General features: G+C 37.8%; 20 protein-coding genes and 2 rRNA genes. 11 read left to right on the top strand and 11 right to left on the bottom strand.

The window, feature by feature from the left end; translation table 11 throughout:
- Both VEU72_00865 and VEU72_00860 read right to left on the bottom strand, forming a co-directional pair.
- Positions 1-90, bottom strand: a 23S ribosomal RNA gene (locus VEU72_00865); the annotation flags it as partial.
- A 150-nt stretch (positions 91-240) separates the two neighbouring features.
- Positions 241-1,710 (bottom strand): 16S ribosomal RNA (locus VEU72_00860).
- A 286-nt stretch (positions 1,711-1,996) separates the two neighbouring features.
- Here VEU72_00860 and VEU72_00855 point away from each other — a divergent pair.
- From VEU72_00855 to VEU72_00845, 3 genes are all read left to right on the top strand, one after another.
- On the top strand, positions 1,997-3,301 hold the full coding sequence (locus VEU72_00855) for an aminotransferase class III-fold pyridoxal phosphate-dependent enzyme (protein ID HYL65683.1): 1,305 nt from the start codon (positions 1,997-1,999) through the stop codon (positions 3,299-3,301).
- Positions 3,302-3,313: 12 nt separating this feature from the next.
- On the top strand, positions 3,314-3,970 hold the full coding sequence (locus VEU72_00850) for a phosphatase PAP2 family protein (GenBank protein ID HYL65682.1): 657 nt from the start codon (positions 3,314-3,316) through the stop codon (positions 3,968-3,970).
- Positions 3,971-4,061: 91 nt separating this feature from the next.
- Complete coding sequence (locus VEU72_00845) at positions 4,062-4,862, top strand: hypothetical protein (protein HYL65681.1); 801 nt, start codon at positions 4,062-4,064, stop codon at positions 4,860-4,862.
- On the opposite strand, the gene VEU72_00840 is transcribed toward VEU72_00845, so the two are convergent.
- Both VEU72_00840 and VEU72_00835 read right to left on the bottom strand, forming a co-directional pair.
- Positions 4,837-5,559, bottom strand: coding sequence for an SDR family NAD(P)-dependent oxidoreductase (locus tag VEU72_00840; protein HYL65680.1), 723 nt, complete (start codon positions 5,557-5,559; stop codon positions 4,837-4,839). The two genes, VEU72_00845 and VEU72_00840, sit on opposite strands and share 26 nt — an antisense overlap.
- Before the next feature lie 83 nt (positions 5,560-5,642).
- A complete protein-coding gene (locus tag VEU72_00835; protein ID HYL65679.1) occupies positions 5,643-6,284 on the bottom strand; it encodes a PAC2 family protein in 642 nt (213 codons plus the stop codon).
- Between the two features lie 141 nt (positions 6,285-6,425).
- Here VEU72_00835 and VEU72_00830 point away from each other — a divergent pair, with 141 nt between their 5' ends.
- Complete coding sequence (locus VEU72_00830; protein HYL65678.1) at positions 6,426-7,049, top strand: superoxide dismutase; 624 nt, start codon at positions 6,426-6,428, stop codon at positions 7,047-7,049.
- A gap of 372 nt (positions 7,050-7,421) precedes the next feature.
- Here the strand turns inward: VEU72_00830 and VEU72_00825 are convergent, their stop codons facing one another.
- Positions 7,422-8,873, bottom strand: coding sequence for a hypothetical protein (locus VEU72_00825; protein HYL65677.1), 1,452 nt, complete (start codon positions 8,871-8,873; stop codon positions 7,422-7,424).
- A gap of 2 nt (positions 8,874-8,875) precedes the next feature.
- Positions 8,876-10,009: a hypothetical protein gene (locus VEU72_00820; protein ID HYL65676.1), complete on the bottom strand. Its 1,134-nt coding sequence runs from the start codon at positions 10,007-10,009 to the stop codon at positions 8,876-8,878.
- 262 nt (positions 10,010-10,271) lie between these two features.
- Between VEU72_00820 and VEU72_00815 the strand changes: the two genes are divergently transcribed.
- Positions 10,272-10,514, top strand: coding sequence for a hypothetical protein (locus tag VEU72_00815; GenBank protein ID HYL65675.1), 243 nt, complete (start codon positions 10,272-10,274; stop codon positions 10,512-10,514).
- Positions 10,515-10,602: 88 nt separating this feature from the next.
- Here VEU72_00815 and VEU72_00810 read toward each other — a convergent pair whose 3' ends face one another.
- Together VEU72_00810 and VEU72_00805 are read right to left on the bottom strand one after the other, a co-directional pair.
- Positions 10,603-11,982, bottom strand: a complete 1,380-nt coding sequence (locus VEU72_00810; GenBank protein ID HYL65674.1) for a CAP domain-containing protein — start codon at positions 11,980-11,982, stop codon at positions 10,603-10,605.
- A gap of 391 nt (positions 11,983-12,373) precedes the next feature.
- Positions 12,374-12,526 carry a hypothetical protein gene (locus tag VEU72_00805; protein ID HYL65673.1) on the bottom strand — a complete coding sequence of 51 codons (153 nt, stop codon included), beginning with the start codon at positions 12,524-12,526 and terminating at the stop codon, positions 12,374-12,376.
- 138 nt (positions 12,527-12,664) lie between these two features.
- Here VEU72_00805 and VEU72_00800 point away from each other — a divergent pair, with 138 nt between their 5' ends.
- A complete protein-coding gene (locus tag VEU72_00800) occupies positions 12,665-13,426 on the top strand; it encodes a hypothetical protein (protein ID HYL65672.1) in 762 nt (253 codons plus the stop codon).
- A gap of 48 nt (positions 13,427-13,474) precedes the next feature.
- Here VEU72_00800 and VEU72_00795 read toward each other — a convergent pair whose 3' ends face one another.
- On the bottom strand, positions 13,475-13,951 hold the full coding sequence (locus VEU72_00795; protein HYL65671.1) for an acyl-CoA thioesterase: 477 nt from the start codon (positions 13,949-13,951) through the stop codon (positions 13,475-13,477).
- Between the two features lie 482 nt (positions 13,952-14,433).
- Here VEU72_00795 and VEU72_00790 point away from each other — a divergent pair, with 482 nt between their 5' ends.
- Positions 14,434-14,847 (top strand): hypothetical protein, encoded by a 414-nt coding sequence (locus VEU72_00790; GenBank protein ID HYL65670.1) that lies wholly within the window; start codon positions 14,434-14,436, stop codon positions 14,845-14,847.
- 30 nt (positions 14,848-14,877) lie between these two features.
- On the opposite strand, the gene VEU72_00785 is transcribed toward VEU72_00790, so the two are convergent.
- Positions 14,878-15,285 carry a hypothetical protein gene (locus VEU72_00785; GenBank protein ID HYL65669.1) on the bottom strand — a complete coding sequence of 136 codons (408 nt, stop codon included), beginning with the start codon at positions 15,283-15,285 and terminating at the stop codon, positions 14,878-14,880.
- Between the two features lie 55 nt (positions 15,286-15,340).
- Positions 15,341-15,553, bottom strand: coding sequence for a DUF167 domain-containing protein (locus tag VEU72_00780; protein HYL65668.1), 213 nt, complete (start codon positions 15,551-15,553; stop codon positions 15,341-15,343).
- Positions 15,554-15,606: 53 nt separating this feature from the next.
- On the opposite strand from VEU72_00780, the gene VEU72_00775 reads away from it, so the two are divergent.
- The 4 genes from VEU72_00775 to VEU72_00760 all read left to right on the top strand — a co-directional run bounded on the left by VEU72_00775 (position 15,607) and on the right by VEU72_00760 (position 20,267).
- Complete coding sequence (locus tag VEU72_00775) at positions 15,607-15,840, top strand: hypothetical protein (protein HYL65667.1); 234 nt, start codon at positions 15,607-15,609, stop codon at positions 15,838-15,840.
- A gap of 15 nt (positions 15,841-15,855) precedes the next feature.
- Entirely contained in the window at positions 15,856-16,350 is a 495-nt protein-coding gene (locus VEU72_00770) for a VTT domain-containing protein (GenBank protein HYL65666.1), read from the top strand.
- A 39-nt stretch (positions 16,351-16,389) separates the two neighbouring features.
- Positions 16,390-18,885 (top strand): M1 family metallopeptidase, encoded by a 2,496-nt coding sequence (locus VEU72_00765; protein HYL65665.1) that lies wholly within the window; start codon positions 16,390-16,392, stop codon positions 18,883-18,885.
- A gap of 92 nt (positions 18,886-18,977) precedes the next feature.
- Positions 18,978-20,267, top strand: a complete 1,290-nt coding sequence (locus tag VEU72_00760) for a sodium:proton antiporter (protein HYL65664.1) — start codon at positions 18,978-18,980, stop codon at positions 20,265-20,267.
- The last annotated feature ends 20 nt before the right edge of the window (positions 20,268-20,287 follow it).

Raw genomic sequence — 20,287 nt, 5'->3', positions numbered from 1 at the left:
TGCACCTACCCTAAGCTTATCGCAGCTTGCCACGTCCTTCATCTCTTCTCAAGCCTAGCCATCCTCCAACTGGCGTCTGCACACCAGCATATTCAGTCATAATATTACACGACTATACATGACGATCATCGCTAGTACATGGTGGTACCAGCTTCGTCCTTCCCCGAGCAATTTCTTGCCCTGGTGCATTTGTTGTTGAAGAAATGTGCATTCCGACACCTTTCACCAATTTATGTTCTAAGGAGGTGATCCGACCGCAGGTTCCCCTACGGTCACCTTGTTACGACTTCTCCCTCGTTGCTAAACTCGCGTTCGATAATGGCAATTAGCCATCACCTCGCGCAAACTCAACTTCGATGAAGCGACGGGCGGTGTGTGCAAGGAGCAGGGACGTATTCACTGCGCGGTTGTGACGCGCGGTTACTAGGGATTCCATATTCATGAGGGCGAGTTGCAGCCCTCAATCATAACTGTGGTAGCGTTTAGGGATTGCCTCTCTCTTTCGAGTTCGGAACCCGTTGTCACTACCATTGCAGCCCGCGTGTAGCCCTAGGGTTTCGGGGCATACTGACCTGCCGTGGCCCCCTCCTTCCTCCACTTCAGCAGTGGCGGTCCCCCTAGTTAGCCCAGCTACTCCTGAGAGTAACTGTAGCAACTAAGGGCAGGGATCTCGCTCGTTACCTGACTTAACAGGACACCTCACGGCACGAGCTGGCGACGGCCATGCACCTCCTCTCAGCTTGTCTGGTAAAGTCTTCAGCTTGACCTTCATTCTGCTGTCTCCCCAGGTAAGATTCCTGGCGTTGACTCCAATTGAACCGCAGGCTTCACCCCTTGTGGTGCTCCCCCGCCAATTCCTTTAAGTTTCAGACTTGCGTCCGTACTTCCCAGGCGGCAAACTTAACGGCTTCCCTGCGGCACTGCATTGGCCATAAGCCAATGCATCACCGAGTTTGCATCGTTTACAGCTGGGACTACCCGGGTATCTAATCCGGTTTGCTCCCCCAGCTTTCATCCCTCACCGTCGAACGCGTTCTGGTAGACCGCCTTCGCCACTGGTGGTCCTCGATGGATCAGTGGATTTTACCCCTACCCACCGAATACCGTCTACCTCTCCCGCTCCCTAGCTTTGTAGTATCTCCGGCAGCCCATCTGTTGAGCAGCTGGATTTAACCGGAGACTTGCAAAGCCGGCTACGGATGCTTTAGGCCCAATAAACCTCCTGACCACTCGAGGTGCTGGTATTACCGCGGCGGCTGACACCAGACTTGCCCACCCCTTATTCATCTGTGGTTTTACGACTGACAAAAGACTTCTTCAACAGAAATCACTCGGATTAACCTAGTCGTGCTTTCGCACATTGCTAAGGTTTCTCGCCTGCTGCGCCCCATAGGGCCTGGGTCCGTGTCTCAGTACCCATCTCCGGGCTTCTCCTCTCAGAGCCCGTACCTGTTATAGCCTTGGTGGGCCATTACCTCACCAACAAGCTGATAGGCCGCAGTCCCATCCTACGGCAATAAATTGTTTGAACCATAAGCCATTCCAGGCATAATGATCTATCGCGGTTTATTCTCAGTTTCCCGAGGTTATCCACGTCCATAGGTTAGGTTGACTACGTGTTACTGAGCCGTCCGCCTTGTATTGCTACAACGACTCGCATGGCTTAGTACCAATCCGATAGCAGTCAGGTCCGGCAGGATCAACCGGATTCGTTTATCGTATTATTAGAAGTATATTTTATTGGGAATTGGTCGGAATGCACAATTTCTTCAAATTTCAGATAAGATCGTTTAGGATCGAACCCACATCTTGTATGCGCAACTGGAGGCCTGTGAATCACAAAATGGTACAATACCAACAATCATCACAAGCGCCGCCTTGCTGTTACGTATGCAAAAAGTGGATCAATGAGAAATAATATAAACCATGCCTAAAACGGAAATTTTTTCAAGTATCTTACGATCACTAAATATTATTCTGTCAAACAGTTTGGTTATTGCTAAACGCTTTGGAGATATACAAAAAGAAAACCAAAAAGTCAAGACTGCTTTTTGCAAAGTCCAAGAAATTTCATGTAAACGGAGTATCACACAATATCAGATTCTTTGAGCCTTATCCTTTTGTAACAAAATCAGCAAAAGGAAAAAATCTCTACGATGTAGATGGAAACAGGTACACCGATTATTGGATGGGTCACTGGAGCTTGATCTTGGGTCATGCAGCTCCCCAAGTTGCAAGTTTGGTAAAAAAACAGTTGCCATCCTGTTGGATGCATGGAACGGTAAATGCGATGACAGTATCATTTTCAGAAATAATTCAAAAGGCAGTACCTGTTGCAGAAAAGATTCGCTATGTCTCTACTGGTACAGAGGCAACAATGTATGCAGTAAGGATTGCTCGTTCTTCAACTGGGAAAAAAATAATTGCAAAAATTGATGGCGGCTGGCATGGGTACACTTCGGATCTTTTAAAATCAGTCAACTATCCGTTTGACGAGACTGAAAGCGCAGGACTAGTCAATGAGGAGAACATTGTTTCAATTCCATACAATGACTTGGAAAGATCTCTTGAAATTTTAAATCATGTAAAAAATGATCTTGCCGGAGTAATTATAGAGCCTGTGCTTGGGGGCGGTGGATGCATCCCTGCAACAAAAGAATATCTTTTAGGGATTCAAGAGTTTGTGCACAAAAATAATGCATTGTTTTTGCTTGATGAAATTGTTACTGGTTTTAGATTTTCATTTGGGTGTCATTACAAAACAATGAATCTTGATCCTGATATAGTAACACTAGGAAAAATTGTAGGCGGCGGATTTCCAATTGGAGTAATTTGTGGAAAAGAAGAGATAATGGAAATATCAAATACGCAATTGCACAAAAAACTTGACCGCTCTTATATCGGAGGTGGAACATTTTCTGCAAACCCAATCACAATGACATCGGGCAGTGCAATGCTTTCATTTCTTAAAAAAAACAGTTCAGTTTATTCTAAAATTGGCAATCTAGGACATCGCACTAGAGAGGCATTGGACAAAATCTTTGACGGCAAGGTAATCACAACTGGATTGGGTTCGCTTTTTATGACACATTTTGCACCAGATGGAATGATCCAAATCAGAAATGCATCAGATGCTGCCATGTGTGATATAGATATGCTTCACAGATATCATTTTGAGATGATAGCAAAAGATGGAATATTTTTCCTGCCAGGCAAGCTTGGGGCATTTTCTTTTTCTCATTCACACTCTGACGTAAAAGATCTTATTGATGCATCAAATCGTTTTTCTGCTCGTATTTAGGAGAATGAGACTATGAACAAATATCACACATCTTCAATTATCATTCTTGCATTGTTTGTAGTTTTGGCCATACTGGTATCGCCACAAGCTGGCAACAATTCAGGAATAATATCTAAAGACACGTCAGCATTTCTAAAAGTAAATGATTCCCACGTTCATTTTCTCAACAAGTTAATGGTTTTGCTAACAAAGTATGGCAGGGAGGCATTTTGGATAGCGACAATAATTATTTTGTTCATATTTGGCGGAATTACTGGCAAAAAGACTGCAATAGTTTTGGCACTGGCATTTATTGTTCTAATACCAATTGGATATGCTGCAAAGGATTTGGTGCAAAGGGAGCGTCCGTCAATTCCAGATTCTGATCTTATACTAGCTCAGGATTCAGATTATTCTTATCCGTCTGGTCATGCTACAATAGTTTCTGCTGGTGCAGCCATAGCTTTAGCATTATTTCGAGACTCTAAAAGAAAAATTGCAATATCGCTAGCTTTGGCAGCAGAGGCTGCACTTGTCTGCATCTCAAGAGTCTATGTCGGAGGGCACTATCCTTTAGATGTCATAGGCGGAATATTGCTTGGTGTTGGGATAGCGTTTCTTTTTGTAGCTGCAACAAGACAAGTTGAAAGAATAATGTTAACTATAAACCGAATATTCAAGCGCAAATAATTCAAAATCACACATTCATTGTTCCAAAAATGCATTAAGTAAAGAATGTTTCACCAGTAAAATCTATTAACTAACAATTCCAGATTGTGGCGTGCGTAAAATTATAATATCTTTGGTAATTCTTGTTTTACTGATTCCTCTAGTTTCTTATTCATTTGCTGATACTGTGCAGATAATAATCATGAGAGGTTCAGCAGGTTCGCAAGTAAGCCGTACTTTTTCTCCACCATCTACTAATGCACTAGTGGGAGAAACAATAGAATGGAGTAATGCAGACCAGGTTGTTCATTCAGTTACTTCTGGCACCCCAAATAATCCAGACTCGAGATTTGATAGCGGTACAATTGGACTAGGTCAATCTTTTAGCTACACATTAAAGTCTACAGATATTGGAATCATTCATTTCTACGATAAAACGTATCCATGGATGACTGGCACATTAAATGTTCAAGCTACCCAATCAGGTTACAAAATAATTAACAGTGTTGGTGCAGATGCAGGCGATGGTAAGACAACATTCAATGTACAATATTCATCACCAAAGGACATTGTTGGTGCAGTAGTCAGTACAAAAGACAAGTCAGTTACTTTTACTCTAGCAGGCCAAGTAAACTCTAGCAGTATTCTAGTGCTCAATCTTCCAACTGGATTAGTAAACGCGCCATTTCTTGGAGTGCAGCTTGATGGCCAGTTTATAAAAAATTTCACAGTAGAATCTCAGATCGGAATTAATGTCATAAAAATACCCATCACCCCAATGACAGAACAAGTCAGCGTTGTTGGCAGTTCTGTTGTTCCAGAATTTGGTCCAATAGCAGAAATGATCTTGGTCATATCCATAATTGCAACAATCATAGTTGCAAGATTCAGACTAGGCCATAAACTGGCATAGCAGCTCCGTGAATTGATTTTGAATCATCGGATGCAAGAAAAAGCATAACTTGTGCAATTTCTGATGGTTTAACCCATTTGGAAAAATCCGCATCTGGCATGTCCTTTCTGTTTGCACCAGTGTCTATGATGCTTGGCATTATGCAGTTTACATTGATGTTTTTGTCTTTTACTTCATCTGAGAGAGATTCAACCAATCTAATAAGACCAGATTTTGACGCGCCATATGCGGAATTGCCAGCAATTCCTTTTAGTCCTAATCTTGCAGCAACATGAACAACTTTGCCAGACCCTTGCCTTAGCATTTGTCCTACCACGTGTTTACTAATCAAAAAGGCTGTTTTCAAATTTAGATTCATCATCAAGTCCCATTCTTTTCCTGTCATCTCCGTTACTTTTTTTCCGCCAATATATCCGCCAACCACATTTATCAAAATATCAATGCGGCCATATTTTTTAACAATGTCAGATACAGTTTTCTCTACCTGTTCTTCATCACCGATATCTGCTTTAATTAGCATCACTTTTTTCATCAAATCCCCAAGTGTTGATTCAAGTTGTGAAATTTCTCTATCAGTAACATGAGTTATTGCTGCAACTGCATTTGATTTTAGAAATGACAAGCTAGCTTCTCTACCTAATGCTCCGGTTCCTCCAGTAATCAGGACAACCTTGCCTTCAAAATCATAATCTTTCAAATGTATTCACAATTCATCTATACTGCCAATTAAAAAAGAATTTTCTAGCTACGAATTTTATCAGCAACAATCTAAATAAAAAATCAGATATCAAGAGACCCTTTAGTGCGCACCTTATCTTCAACTGCGTCTGCCATCACATCAAATTCTGTAGTGTTACCAAATTTCTGGTATGTTAGTTTCTCCAATGTTTTAATGACGCTCTTAGCTGAGCGGTATTGAGGCATCTTTGGATCATTTAGCTCGCCATACAGCCCTATACCTTCAATGTTGTTTTGTTTTGCAAACCCAAGAATGAGTCCATTAAAACCAGTGATAATAGATTGTTCAGGGGTGGTATCTACGCCTAATTTTCTTACCCTGTCTGCAAGGCTTGCAGAGGTTGTTGTAACAAATGTTTTTGGCTCCTTTCCAAAATCACGGTTTGTGTGAAATCCTCCTACCGTATAGATGAATCTAGCAGAATATTTTTTTGCAATGTCAATCACATCCTGGCATAATGCGTTTAGTTCTTCGTTTGTTTGTGGTTGTCCTGCGCCGCCACCAAAGACAATAGTATCTTTGGCATACCGATATTCCCATTTTTCTTCTGGTAATTCGATGAAACCGCCATTGTCAATTACATATCCTGGAAGTAACGAAGAAATTTCTCTGAACGGATATGTGTCAAGGCCTTTGTTAATAAAATCAACAACAATACTTCCAACATCTCCCATGTCTTGCATGGCTGCAATAATTAGGGGCTTTTGGAGATCAGGTTCTATTTTTTGTTCTATTTTCACACTAGTGGGTGAGAATGGTTATGATTAATACTTTGGGCAGATTTGGTCAGTTAGGATATAAGACGAATTTTTCAAAGAAAAATCATGGGAAAATATGTTGTGCCACCATTACCATATTCGTATGATGCACTAGAACCACACATAGATGCAAAGACAATGGAGATACATTACACCAAGCATCACCAAGCTTATGCAGATGGCCTAAATGCAGCTTTACAAAGTATTAACGCTCTAACTCACAAAAACTATATTGTTGGAATTTTATCAGATCTAAGTTCTGTTCCTGAAAACGCAAGAAATGCAATTAATTTTTACGGCGGTGGATTTGAAAATCACAGATTGTTTTGGGAGAGCATGAAACCAAATGGTGGAGGAGAGCCAGGAGGCAGACTTGCTGATGAGATAAAGATTTACTTTGGCAGCTTCAAAGAGTTTAAAGAAAAATTTTCAACCGGTACAGCTGCAATACAAGGCAGCGGTTGGGGCTGGCTAGTTTACAATCAAACTTTTTCCAGAATAGAATTTAGAACAACGGAAAACCAGACCAGTCCTTATACACAAAGTGCCATTCCGTTATTGGGATTAGATGTTTGGGAGCATGCGTATTATCTCAAGTATCAAAACAGGCGAGCTGATTACATACAAGCTTGGTGGAATACAATAAACTGGACTGAGGTTGAAGAAAGATTTCTTCGAGTGGCATCATAATTTCAATTTAACTGATGAAAAATGTAATTATAATGAAATAGGATCTCTCTAGAAAAATAAAATTTAGGAGGATTTCCCTATGTCTTTCTTTGTTGGTGATAAAACCTACATATACAATGTTGCTGATTGCAGAGAAAACCTTCTTTCTGACCTATGTGGTCTATGAGATCATGTTCACATACACAAGTTAATTTGTATGTTTCACTGATTGTGACCATATTGAATAAGTGTAATTATAATAAATAAGATTGACGCAGCTTTTCTCAGTTAATTCTCATAACAATTTTTCGTGACAAAGTGATTTTGTTCTATTCTTTAGCTCAAGGATTCCATTACTTGTCTTTGTTACAACATTTCAATAGAAATTATTTCTCAATTCATTGGTTCTAAATATATAGAAATTATTTTTGTTAGCGACCAATTAGTTATTGAGATGTACCAATTTCCTGTTTCATATACTGGTGATGTAGTAAAGGAAAGAACGTATGAGCCATCAAGATGTGCAGTGACAGCATTATCATATGTTATTCCTGATGGGCTTGTCAAAGTTGCCTTGACTGCAGTGTAAGGCTTGCCTGTTCCTGAAATGGTAATTTGGTCTCCCTGCTTGTAGATTATCCTGTCAGTTTGTGCTGTAAACGTGGTGGAAGAACTACCACTTGATGTACTACCAGGTTCTCCAAGATAAATGAAAACTTGCTTGGTTTGTCCTTGGTTGGCTAAGTTGACAGTCCAATATCCCAATTCAGATGATTGTGACGTAAAATAGGACAGACGGTAAGAACCATCAGATCTTGTCGTCGTAGTAGATGTGTATGTTATTCCTGATGGACTTGTCAAAACAGAATTAACTGTGGTGTAAGGTGCACCACTTCCTGAAACAGTAATTTGGTCTCCTGCTTGGTAAATGGAAGAGCTAGTCTGTGCAGTAAATGGGTACCAACTGCCAGATGAACTAATAATTGGCGGTATTATTCTAAGATAAAGTACTTTGGTTAGTCCTTGACTGTTCAAAGTGACATGCCAGTATCCTGTGTCAAAAGTGCGTGGATCGGAATAAAATATGGCAAAAGTGCCATCAGCCCTTATCGTTGTGTTTGAAGTGTATGTTCTTTCTGATGGACCTGTCAGAGTACCAGTAATGGTGGTGTTTGGCACACCAGTACCAGTGACCTTAATTGTACCACTTGGCAGATACACAGTCTGATCTGTTTGTGCAAAGAACGGATATGAACCAGTTAATAGTACAGAACCTGAACTCTGAGTTGAGGATACAATCACAATTGGCTGCAAAGCCGTTTGTTGACCTGAGATTATCTTGATCAGAAAGTTTCCTGGTGCCACGGTGCTCGGAAGTGGTAGACTTAATGTCAATCTTCCAGCTGAATCTGACCTGCTCTGTTCTTGAATTACTACAAATCCATTATTGTCAAGTAATTGTATTTGAACTGCTTCTTGTGGATCAAGACCAGCGGCACTTATGTATGCACTGTCACCTTGAAGATAAATAGACCTGCCCAATACTACTACAGGTTTCACAGATGCCAAAGGAGGTTGCTGTGCTTGACTTATCTTGGATTCCAGATCAGATAATTTTCCCCTAATGTCTGTGATGTCACCCTTTAGTGTATTCAAAGATGACACATTGTTACTAATTGAATTGATTTGTGGTTGTAGTGAACCAATTTGTGCCGAATAATTTGATACTTGAATTTGATTTGGTTTTGCCTGAATTGTTTCATTTAAACTAAAAATTCCATACACTGAAGCTCCAGCTATGACAAAGGCCAAGATGCCAAGTGCGACACCAACAGCTTTTTTCATTTTCATGGCTCCAAAAAGATTGAGATTACTTTTACTTGTGATCCTTCGGCGAGTGTGACGTACCAATTTCCTGTTTCAAATGAAGGCAAAGTAGAATAATCAATATTGTATGATCCGTCAAAGTTTATGGTAGCAGCACCATTGTATTTTATTCCCGATGGGCTTGTCAAGATAGTATTTACACTGGCATAAGATGGACCTGTTCCAGAAATCTGAATTAGGTCTCCTTTTTTATATATGGTCTTATCGGTTTGTGCGGTAAATGTAGGCGGACTAGAATTGCCCAATTGTACAGTGACAAAGAGTATTTTTTCTATTCCTTGATCTTTTACTACTATCGACCAAGTTCCTGTCTCAAAAGGCGGTGAATCAGAAAAAAACATGTTATAAGTGCCATACGATTGCACCGTCGTAACTGCTTCGGATGTTGTCCCTAATGGACTTGTGAGAATGGCCGTAACACTGGTGTTAGGAACGCCTATTCCAAAGATCCCAATTTCTTCTCCTGTTTGATATATGGTCTTGTCTGTTTGTGCAGTGAATAGATATGACGGATAAGATGATGACACAGAGACTGGACTTGATTGCATGATTGTAACTGATTGTGAGGCCGTAAGCTGTCCTGAGACTAGTTTAACCTGAAAGCTTCCTGGTTCTAGATTGCTAGGTAGTTGTAGATAATCCAAAACTCTTCCAGATGAATCTGTTAAAACATCTTTTTGCATTATTGCAAATCCATAATTGTCAAGTAATTGTATTTGAACTGCTTCTTGTGGATCAAAACCAATTGCTACAATGTATAATATTTCACCTGGGAAATAGGTAGACTGGCTTGTGAGTATTTCCGGTTTCACAGACACTGAAGTTTGTTGTGCCTGACTTATCTTGGATTCCAAATCAAATAATTTTCCCCTAATGTCTGTGATGTCACCCTTTAGTGTATTCAAAGATGACACATTGTTACTAATTGAATTGATTTGTGGTTGTAATGAACCAATTTGTGCCGAATAGTTTGATACTTGAATTTGATTTGGTTTTGCCTGAATTGTTTCATTTAAACTAAAAATTCCATACACTGAAGCTCCAGCTATGACAAAGGCCAGGATCCCAAGTGCGACACCGACAGCTTTTTTCATTGTGAACATTTTGTTTTTAAAATATTTATGTAAAACTTCTCTCTCATCAGTAACTAAAAGTAGTAATGGATAAATAGAAATTTTTTTGTGAATGTACAAATAGATATTTTTTTAAATGATCAATGATTCGAGTCTAGCGAACATTGTTATTTTAAAATACTAGTGAACATTGTTTTCTAATACCTGTGATTATGTTTTAACTTGCTGTGAAACTGATGATTTATGCGTTAACGTTTTATTAAAAAAATCACATTATACCACAATGGGCAAAAACGGTACAGCTATAGGCATAGTAATAGCAGTAATTGCAATAGTTGCCATATTCTACTTTACAAACATATTTGACTTGGCGCGCCCAGTAGTTGAGAAGACACTTAGTTCCACGGAAAAGGCAACTTCCAATGTCACCGTCAAAGGTAAAGACGTTGTGTCTGAAATAAAAATGGTGTCGTCTGATGTGCAAAATGTTACATCTCAGATTAAAATAAAAAATCCCTATCCATAAAATTACTTTTCATTACAAGGATCAACTAGGACTGGAAGTGTTACTAATCGACTACGGAATTTTTAGTACTAAATGTTCTTTGACATACTTATTTCAGATATTCCAGAGTCAGAGATGTAGTGTCTGCTTGAATGCCATTTTGATCTTTCAGTGTAACATAAACGGTATGCAATCCTGAACCCATCCATTTTGAAACATCAAATGATATGTCTATTCCGTTGCCAATTGTGCTTACATTAGAATAGGTTACATAGTCTGTACATAGTTTCCCCTTTGTGGTTTCAAGTATTGCCTTTCCTTGGGAACATTCCGGATAATGTGAATTAGAGTCTGGTTGTGGCAATATTATTCCTACAAAGTCTCCTTGATCATAATATCCAAAATTATACGGCGATGCTCCATTAAGATCATTATTTGTCAGAGACTTGGGACTAGGATCTGCAAACACTTCTATTTGATACAATGAATATCCTGAAGGCATCTGTCCTACTAGATGAAGTTGGTTACCCTCTAGTTTGATGGTTTGCCATTTTACAATATTGCTCTCAAAATGTTCTACGAAATAAAATCTCTCATTGCTATAGGCAATTCCAATATTCACATCGGTATGATATGGATTGAGAATGTTATCTCTGTGTCCCCAGTAAGAGCCTGCATCCTTGTACATCATGTTGTATTCGCTGTCATTGATTTGTTTGAAAGGATCAAAAGAATTTGGCATACAGCTTGACGAAGGGCAGTAAGCTGCTGTAACGCTAATATTTTCATCTACATTTCCTCTTCCACCAAGTTTGGTATATGTTACATAAGGTTTGACGCCATCAGTATTCCAATGCGAAAAGTATCCTGAATTTAGCATATCGTCTGCATGATTCTGTGCAGAAGAAATATTGCTTAATGCTACAGGGTTTAATCTATGAGCTTTCCTGTCTTGGTTAATTACTTGCAAAGCATATTGATATAGTTCCTCTTTTGTTGGAGGAGGTTTTGCATTGAAGGTTTGTGTCGCTTGTTCAAATATATTTCCTATAGATTGCTTTTCAGATTCCACTGATTGGCTAATTTGCTGAACAGCATAACTTGGGGAACTGAATATTTTTTTAATTGGAGTAGATGTATTGTAAGCAACCAATGTGTATTGGTTAGTTCCTATTGGAGTAGTATACTGTATAGTATATTGACCGTTATCTATCGTCAATTGTACATCAGTCCATTTTGATTCTGCTATTGGCGGGTCTCTTGACAAGTGAAATACATCATGATTTGGGCAAAAGACATCTGTCCTGCCTGTTCCATCAGAATCCGTGGTGCATCCAGTTAGAACAATATAGTTTCCATTTGGCATCTCATTGTTTGATTGTGTAGTTTCACCAGAATGAATTAATGCACTTTGGTTTAAGAAAGAAAAAGATGCAATGATGGATAGCACACAACCTATGGAAATGACGATCTCGAGACGATGTTTCAATGGAATCGGGTTATTGGTGCTAACTAAAATTGATTACCAACAATTCATCAGTTTGAAAAGGTGTTTGAATAAGGCTAAATTACAAGAAACCGCATTAAAATCTAGATCATGTCTTTATTCTTCAAAGTTATTTAACATACGTTTTCCGTATGTATAATTATTAATATTTTGTGTAAACAAAATACTAATTTGATAATTTTATTGTGCTACAGCTGCAAGTGGTTTTTCCTCTTCTGGTTGAGGATTGGTTTCTTTTCTTGCACGTGCTAATGCCATTCTCAGATGTTCAATTTCTATCTCATCAATCATTTCACACATGAGATTAATTTGTGAAATCTAATACTTAAGTTCTATGTAGGAATAATACGTTTTATTTTACAATTTTCTAAACTCATTTTTTAGTTTCAGATTCTTTAGGATTTTTTGGCTCTTTGCCTGTCCATAATCTTGCAATAGCACCCATCATAAATCCTCCAACGACAACTATCGCTATTCCACTAATTATTAGCACGACTGACTTTACAATAGTTTTGATCTTTGACATGTTGTATTATGTAATCTCTATTAGATATGGGTTTGAATGGATTAATGTAATCTTGATTTTAGAATATAATTCTAGAATTTGGGCATATTTGTATCACAATAGCATGACTTTAAATTCAGTATAAATCGGGCAGAGTATATGTCTGAAGAGATAATCAAGAAAGTTCAAGGACTCGTCGATGCAGGAAAGGGGAATGGTGAGAGATTGCGCAATATTTTAAACTCCCTTCAGAATGAACAGCCTCTTGAATTATCTGATCAGCAATACATTGAGAGTCTTTCTTTAACTGAATCTGAAACAAAATATGATTCCATTACATTTGAAAATACCTCAGAGTCAATCAACGAGCCAGATAGTGAATCCGATCCTAGTATTCCTGAAGCAAGTACAGTCCCAAAAGTACCAAAAATTGACAGAAAAAAAATAGCTATAGCTGGAATTGTTGCCGCAGCTATATTTTTCGGCTACATAGGAGCTGATGCATATGCGGTTACTTCATTGCAGATAAAACCACATCAGGGTAATCAATATGCAATTTCTGACACGGTCCTACATATTCAAGCTCAGGCCTGCAACCCATCTTACTTTCCTGTTAGTTTTCATAATTACCAGATAAGCGCCATTTACAAGTCCAAAGTTCTTGAAACAGCCTTAATTGACGGCATTACAATATCTCCAAAATCATCCACAATTTTAGAGGGTACGTTTACTTTGGACAGGCAAGCAATTTCCGAAGTTGCAAACATGGGTTCGGGTTTTAATGCAACTGAGGCAAAAGTTACAACAAAACTTGACGCACCAATTTTTGGCATCATTCCATTTACAATTAGCAAAGATTATTCTGGTACAGATTTTGCAAACACTGTAAAAAATGGCCCTCCAGGTGGCTATCAGTGTTGATCTATCTAATATTAAAATAAATTTTGAAAAAAAATTGTAACATTGATTTTATTTTGTATTTCGTTCCTTGAGCCTATGATTCATTCTTTTTTCTCCCTCTGCAAATCTTTTCTTTTCCTCATCAGTTTCTAAGAGTAATGGGGGAACTTCTCTTGTTTTGCCGTCAGGTCCAAGCGCTACTGCTGTGACAAATGCAGTATTTGTAAGCGTTATGTTTCCATTCATCAAATCTTCAGATTCAACTTTGATTTCAATTTCCATAGATGATCTGTGAACATAGTTTACTCTGGCACTAAGTATGATAGCATTTCCAACAAAAACAGGTTTAAGGAAATTAACTCTGTCAATACTAGCTGTTACCGTATTCATTCTTGCATGTCTTTGTGCCACTAAACCAGCAATAAGATCAATTTGTTTTAAAATCTCGCCTCCAAAGACGTTACCGTTTGGATTTGCATCAGATGGAAACATTCTGACTGTCATCTCGGCCTTTGATTCTTTGGGACTTTTTGGTTTCAGATCCATTTCTATTCAATTCTCCTTAATAAGCGGAACTTTATTTTTGATTCTTTAGCTTCTCCAGTTTATGACACCAGCATGCACAGAAATCATGGCGGTATCCATTTTTGTTGCGGTATTCACAATGAACTGAATGTTCAGTAGTTTCGTTCAATTATTGTCTATTAGAAGCATTGTCACAATTTTATATTTTGGTTATATCATACAAAGCCAATGAAGTATTTTTGGTGGAGGCTATTAGATTATTCCATAGGAGTTTTTGTTGGAGGACTGGTGGTTTTTTTGATAAACAGATTTCTTTGTCAGAATTGCATAGGCCATTGGACGCCAATTCTTATGTTAGCTATATGGATTGCGTTAATGTTATTTTGTAACTATCTATTTCAAACATTTAGACCAAAGCAAGTAACTCTTGATAAATAAATGACGTTTTGATTATTTTCAAAGATCTGTAATGATAAATATACCTCCACAAAATACACTAATTGATGAAAAAGTTCTTTCAGGAATTTTGCGATAAAGTAATAGCGCTGGATTCATCAATTCGCTTTGCAGGAATATCAGATGAGGATGGAAAATTAGAGGCCACTGCAGAGAGAAAAGGTCTGCAAGCATTACTCACACCGGAAGAGCGCGCACAATACGCAATAACTGCAGCAACACGACAATACACCAGACTACGGTGGGAATATCTTTTGGGCAGAATTTTGTATGCAAGTTCACATTATTCCAAAATTACACGGGCAACTATTCCAATTGCTGATGAAGCCAGCAGACTGTCCTACGTCCTGTTGTTATCTTTTGATGCAGATACTCCAAACTTCCATGAGACCATAATAAAAAAAGTAATTCCTCTAGTGCACAAAAACATGAGTACTTTTCTTGCCGAGTCACAAAAATAAAATAATAATTTCTGATCTTATTGAAAATAGTTAGGTTACAGTGATCATCATGTTTAATGGTGGAGACAATGCATCAGGATTGTTTATTCCTGCCCACACAAATATTTGCGCAGTATAAGTTCCTGCCAATACAGGTGTCCAGGATTGTGAAGGATTCAAAGATTGACCGGGGTCTAACGAGCCTGTGAGCCACGATAATGATACCACCACTCCATCTTGATTTTGAATTTGCACCAGATATGCAAAAGGTTGAGTCTTATCCTGACCGTTTGTCACATCAGATGTTATCTGAACTTGTTTGTTTACCTTGGTCTCCCAAGTTCCAGTTTTCATAGCGGTAGAAGACACATCTCCTTGGATAGCAAAAGCATTGTGCAATATTGGTACTAGCATAACTGCAAATACAAATATGGTCATCAAAAATAGCATTGATTTCATTTGATATTACCATAATGATATGGCACTTTTTAGGGTTTTGAAAATTCTAGAAATTTTATGTTATTATCTGAATTAATTTTTTCCTGGATTTTTCTCCAGATGTTATCTTTACCTGAGACTGTGATACATTGAAGTGTTTTGAAAGTTTCTTGATCAGTTCCCTATTAGCTTCACCTTTTTCTGGTTTTGATTGTATCCCTACAGATATCTCATCATTGTTTACTAGAATGAAATCCTTGTGAAATGTAACAGAGACTTTGTATATCATAATCAATCTAGATATAAGATAAATATTAAACAACTTGATTTCTATCTAGTATAATGTCTGATTCTAATGATGATCTTGAACGACTACAACTTTTAGATCTCGTAGCACAAAGAGGTGTAAAGGGTCTTGCACGTGTACAGTTAGAACGTCTACAAATTCTTGTAGAACAAAAAGACTATAGCAACAATCCCAAAGCGCAAAAATCAAAAATGAAATTGTTATCTCAGATTGCCATTGCAATTTATGATTATGATGAAAAATTTGGCAATTCATTTAAAACAAGCTAGAAAGGATGTCAGACAATGTTAGGCGATGCCATCAATTCCATACTACATAACACCTTATTCATAAAATATGGTCTACTGGGACTATTTTTTAATGGAATGTTCTCAAGTTTTATTCCAATTCCAACAGAGGCAACCATCTCTGCATTGCTTTTGGGCGGAATAAACCCAATAGATGTCTTTTTGGTTCTAACTATTAGTTCCATAATTGGCGGCTATATTGCATACTATATTGGATATAATGGAAGGCTACTAAAAAAATTCAAAAAAACTCCTGAAAAATACCAGCAAAAAAGCATAGGTATGATGGCCAAGTACGGTTGGGTTACAATAATTTTCTTTTCCCCTTGGCTTCCTATAGTTGGAGATGTTGTATCTATTGTAGCTGGAACCAAAAGATACAACATTATAAAATACACAATTGCAATGACAACTGGCAAGACAGTAAAGGCCGTTGCAATAGTATTCCTTGGTTTCTATTTCACACATTGGCTAGTTAGTGTTCTACGTTAGATCAAAGGTATATTACTCGTTTTTTAGAACTAGAATATCGTGAAGTCAGTTTTCCCAATTAACTATGATCTGGAATTTGAGCCGGATTTTAATAAATTCAGATTCAAAGGAAGAGAAAAGATCACCATACAGGCAAGTGCCACAAGGCAGATAGTTCTAAACTCTGCAGAATTAGAGATAAAGGACTGCCAAATAATACTAGATAAAAAAACTATCAAGCCCAAGATACGGCTAGATGCCAAAAATGAGGAACTAGTTCTTTCTTTACCAGAAAAGATTTCAGGAAGGGCCATACTTTCAATAGATTTTACAGGTACCTTAAATGACAAACTTGTCGGCTTTTACAGAAGCAAATACGAATACAAGGGTAAAGAAAGACTTCTTGCTACCACTCAATTTGAGGCTGCAGATGCAAGACGAGCTTTTCCATGCTGGGATGAGCCCGAGGCCAAGGCAACTTTTGATATTACTCTTATTGTGGATAGTAATTTAACTGCAATTTCTAACATGCCAGTAACATCCAAAAAGAAAAATGGAAAAAAGACAGCATTCAGGTTTGCAAGATCGCCAATAATGTCAACATATCTTTTGTATCTTGGTGTTGGTGAATTCGAGTTTTTAGAGGGTAGACTTGGCAAGACGCAGATTAGAATCATTACAACAAAAGGCAAGAAAATGTTGGGCAAGGCTTCCCTTGAATTTACAAAACAATTTCTTTCGTATTTTCAAAATTATTTTGGAATAAAATATCCGCTTCCAAAACTAGACATGATAGCAATTCCAGACTTTGCATCAGGCGCCATGGAAAACTGGGGAGCAATAACATTCAGAGAGACGGTATTGCTCTATGATCCAAAAACATCCTCAACTGAAACTAAACAGCATATTGCCGAAGTAGTATCTCATGAAATTGCACACCAGTGGTTTGGCAATCTGGTTACTATGAAATGGTGGAATGATCTATGGCTCAATGAAAGCTTTGCTACATTTATGGCTACTAAAGCAGTAGACAAATTTTATCCAGAGTGGGATTTCTGGGATCAATTTCTAATATCTGAGATGACGGGAGGTTTGAGTCTTGATTCACTTAAAACATCCCATCCAATTGATGTCAAAGTAAAAAGTCCCTCTGATGTGAGACAGATTTTTGATGAGATAAGTTACAACAAGGGAGGATGTGTACTAATGATGTTAGAAGATTTTCTTGGAGAAAAGAATTTCCGTACTGGATTACACAATTATCTTTTAAAACACAAGTATAGCAATGCCAAAGGTGAAGATCTCTGGAATTCACTGGCATCAGTATCAAGAAAACCTGTAAGACAGATGATGAACAGTTGGGTTAGGCAAGTAGGATATCCATTAATTGAGGCAACCATAAATGATTCTAAAATAAAACTACAGCAAAAGAGATTCTTGCTTGAGAATGGAAGATCAAAAGTTGGAAATTGGATAATACCAGTTTCTGTAAAAACAGGTAACAAACTTGTTTCAAAATTGATGACCAAGCCTATTACAATTCCAATTAATAGTGAATTTGGTTGGTTTAAGATAAATTCAGGCCAGAAGGGTTTCTACAGGGTAAAATATGATGATGAAACACTAGAGCGGCTAGGAGAACTAGTACAAGAAAAAATGCTAAGCAATGTAGATCGTTGGAGTCTTCAACATGATCTATTTGCCCTGTGTATTTCCAATCAAGTATCATTGAACAGGTATCTTGAATTTGTAAAATTCTATGCTGAAGAAGATGATTATTTGGTCCTAGCAGACATAGTAAGCAGCCTGAATTTCATTTACGGCCTGTTATCTAAGGAGAGTTTTGGGGATGAGATTAAAGAATACAACAAGGAATACTTTAGAAGAATATTTGAAAGACTGGGATGGGAGCCAAGAAAGGGAGAAAAACCAACAGATGCTCTTCTTAGAAATTCGGTCATTAGCTCTCTTGGCAAGCTTGGCGATGATGAAATTTTGCAGGATGCTCAAAAAAGATTTTCTGGTTTCTTAAAATCAAACTCACTTGATCCAGATTTGCGTAGCGCAGTGTATTCTCTAGTAGCTTGGAGCGGTGACAAGAAAACATACCAACTTTTAAGAAAAATGTACAGAAAGGCACCATCCCAGGAAGAAAAAATAAGATTCCTTGGCGCGTTATCTAATTTCCAAGATACAAAACTTCTTTTCCAATCATTACAGTTTACTTTGTCAAAGGAGGTTCGTTCTCAAAACTTGTTTGTACCTATTATGAGAATGGCTGCCAACCCCTTTGGAAAGGAATTGATCTGGCCATGGATAAAGAAAAATTGGAATAAAATAGTAGTAAGATTCGGAGTAGGCAATCCATTGTTAAATAGAATCATAGGCACTATGGCCATAGAATCTGATATCAAAAAAGAGCAAGAGGTAAGATGCTTCTTTACGAAACACAGAACGCCTGGAACTGAAATGAAGATTGCCCAGACTTTGGAGCGAATTAGAATTAATTCTAAATTTCTGAAAACAACGCAACAAGAATTTGGTCTAGAATTTTAAGATAGTTTTACATGCTTTTCTAATTTTAAAAACAACAAGACGATTCCTTGGAACTCTTTTTATAATTTGGAAACTTGAGGAACGTAATCAATATGGCCAGCTCTATTCTAACCCAGTTTCTAAGTACAGAGTATTTGATTCCGTTGTTTCTAGTTACAATATTTATCGCATCTTTGATCTCATCTAAGATAAAAATTCCTTACACAATGATTCTTGTTGGAATAGGAATTGCAATTTCCTTGTCTCATTTTACAGGACTTAATTTTGCGAATATAGCCCAGTTCAAGGTAGACCCAAAATTAATTCTGGTTTTCATAGTTCCGCCATTAATTTTTGAGGCAATGATGAAAATTAAACATGAAGAATTCAAACAAGTGCAAATATCCACATTGTTGTTATCTACTGTTGGAGTACTTCTTGCAACCCTAGTAGGCGGATTTCTTTTATTTTATGTTGCAGGTTTGCCATTTATCGTATCTTTTGCATTTGCAGCTTTGATTGCACCAACAGATGCAGCCATTGTAATAGAGATATTCAAGAGGGTCAGAACACCAAAATTACTTTCCACCCTAATGGAGTCTGAAGCAAGTTTCAATGATGCAACTGGCGTTATAATATTTTCATCAATAATTGCAATAGCACTAGCACAGGGTTCAACCCTAGAAATACCGAGTGTTAATGCTGGAATAAATGTAAACATTATTCAACAATTAGAAAATTTTGCGATAGTATTTTTTGGAGGAATAGCTGTCGGGTTGGCTATTTCTGCAGCTGCACATAGATTGCACAAACTATTAGATGATCCATTTTCAGAAACAGCTCTTTCAGTTGCAGTGATGTTTGGCTCTGTAGTAGTTGCAAATTCATTAGGTATGTCTGGTCTAATAGCAGCAGCTGTTGCAGGACTATACTTTGGAAATATAACAATGAAAAGTGAAAAAATCATCAGCCCCAAAGTAAGAACATATACTTCGAATTTTTGGGAGATGATTGCTTTTTTTGCCAATTCACTAGCCTTCCTCTATTTAGGATTAAGCATGGACTTGATGCGAATCGGTCAAAATCTACCATTGATAATACTGGCATTTGTTGTTGTGTTGGCTGCAAGAGCTGTATCCACTTATCCAATACTCCGTCTAACTAACAAATTCACTAAAGAGAATATTCCAATGAAATGGAGAAATGTTGTTTGGATTGGTGGCATGAGAGGAGCGTTATCTGTAGCGTTGGTTGCAACACTTCCAGAAAGTGAGTTTAAGCAAACTTTACAAACAATAACTTTCGGTGTGGTTCTTGCGTCCTTGATAATACAGTATCCAGCACTAGCAAGATACATCAAAAAAGCATTTCCAGATACTGTTACAGAAGAAAATTCACAATAGGATCACAATATTAATCTCAA

It is taken from the genome of Nitrosopumilaceae archaeon (assembly GCA_035631875.1).
Taxonomy (GTDB): Archaea; Thermoproteota; Nitrososphaeria; order Nitrososphaerales; family Nitrosopumilaceae; genus TA-20.
The sequence above is the reverse complement of the archived record's forward strand: the minus strand, read 5'-3'. Positions and strand labels throughout refer to the sequence as shown.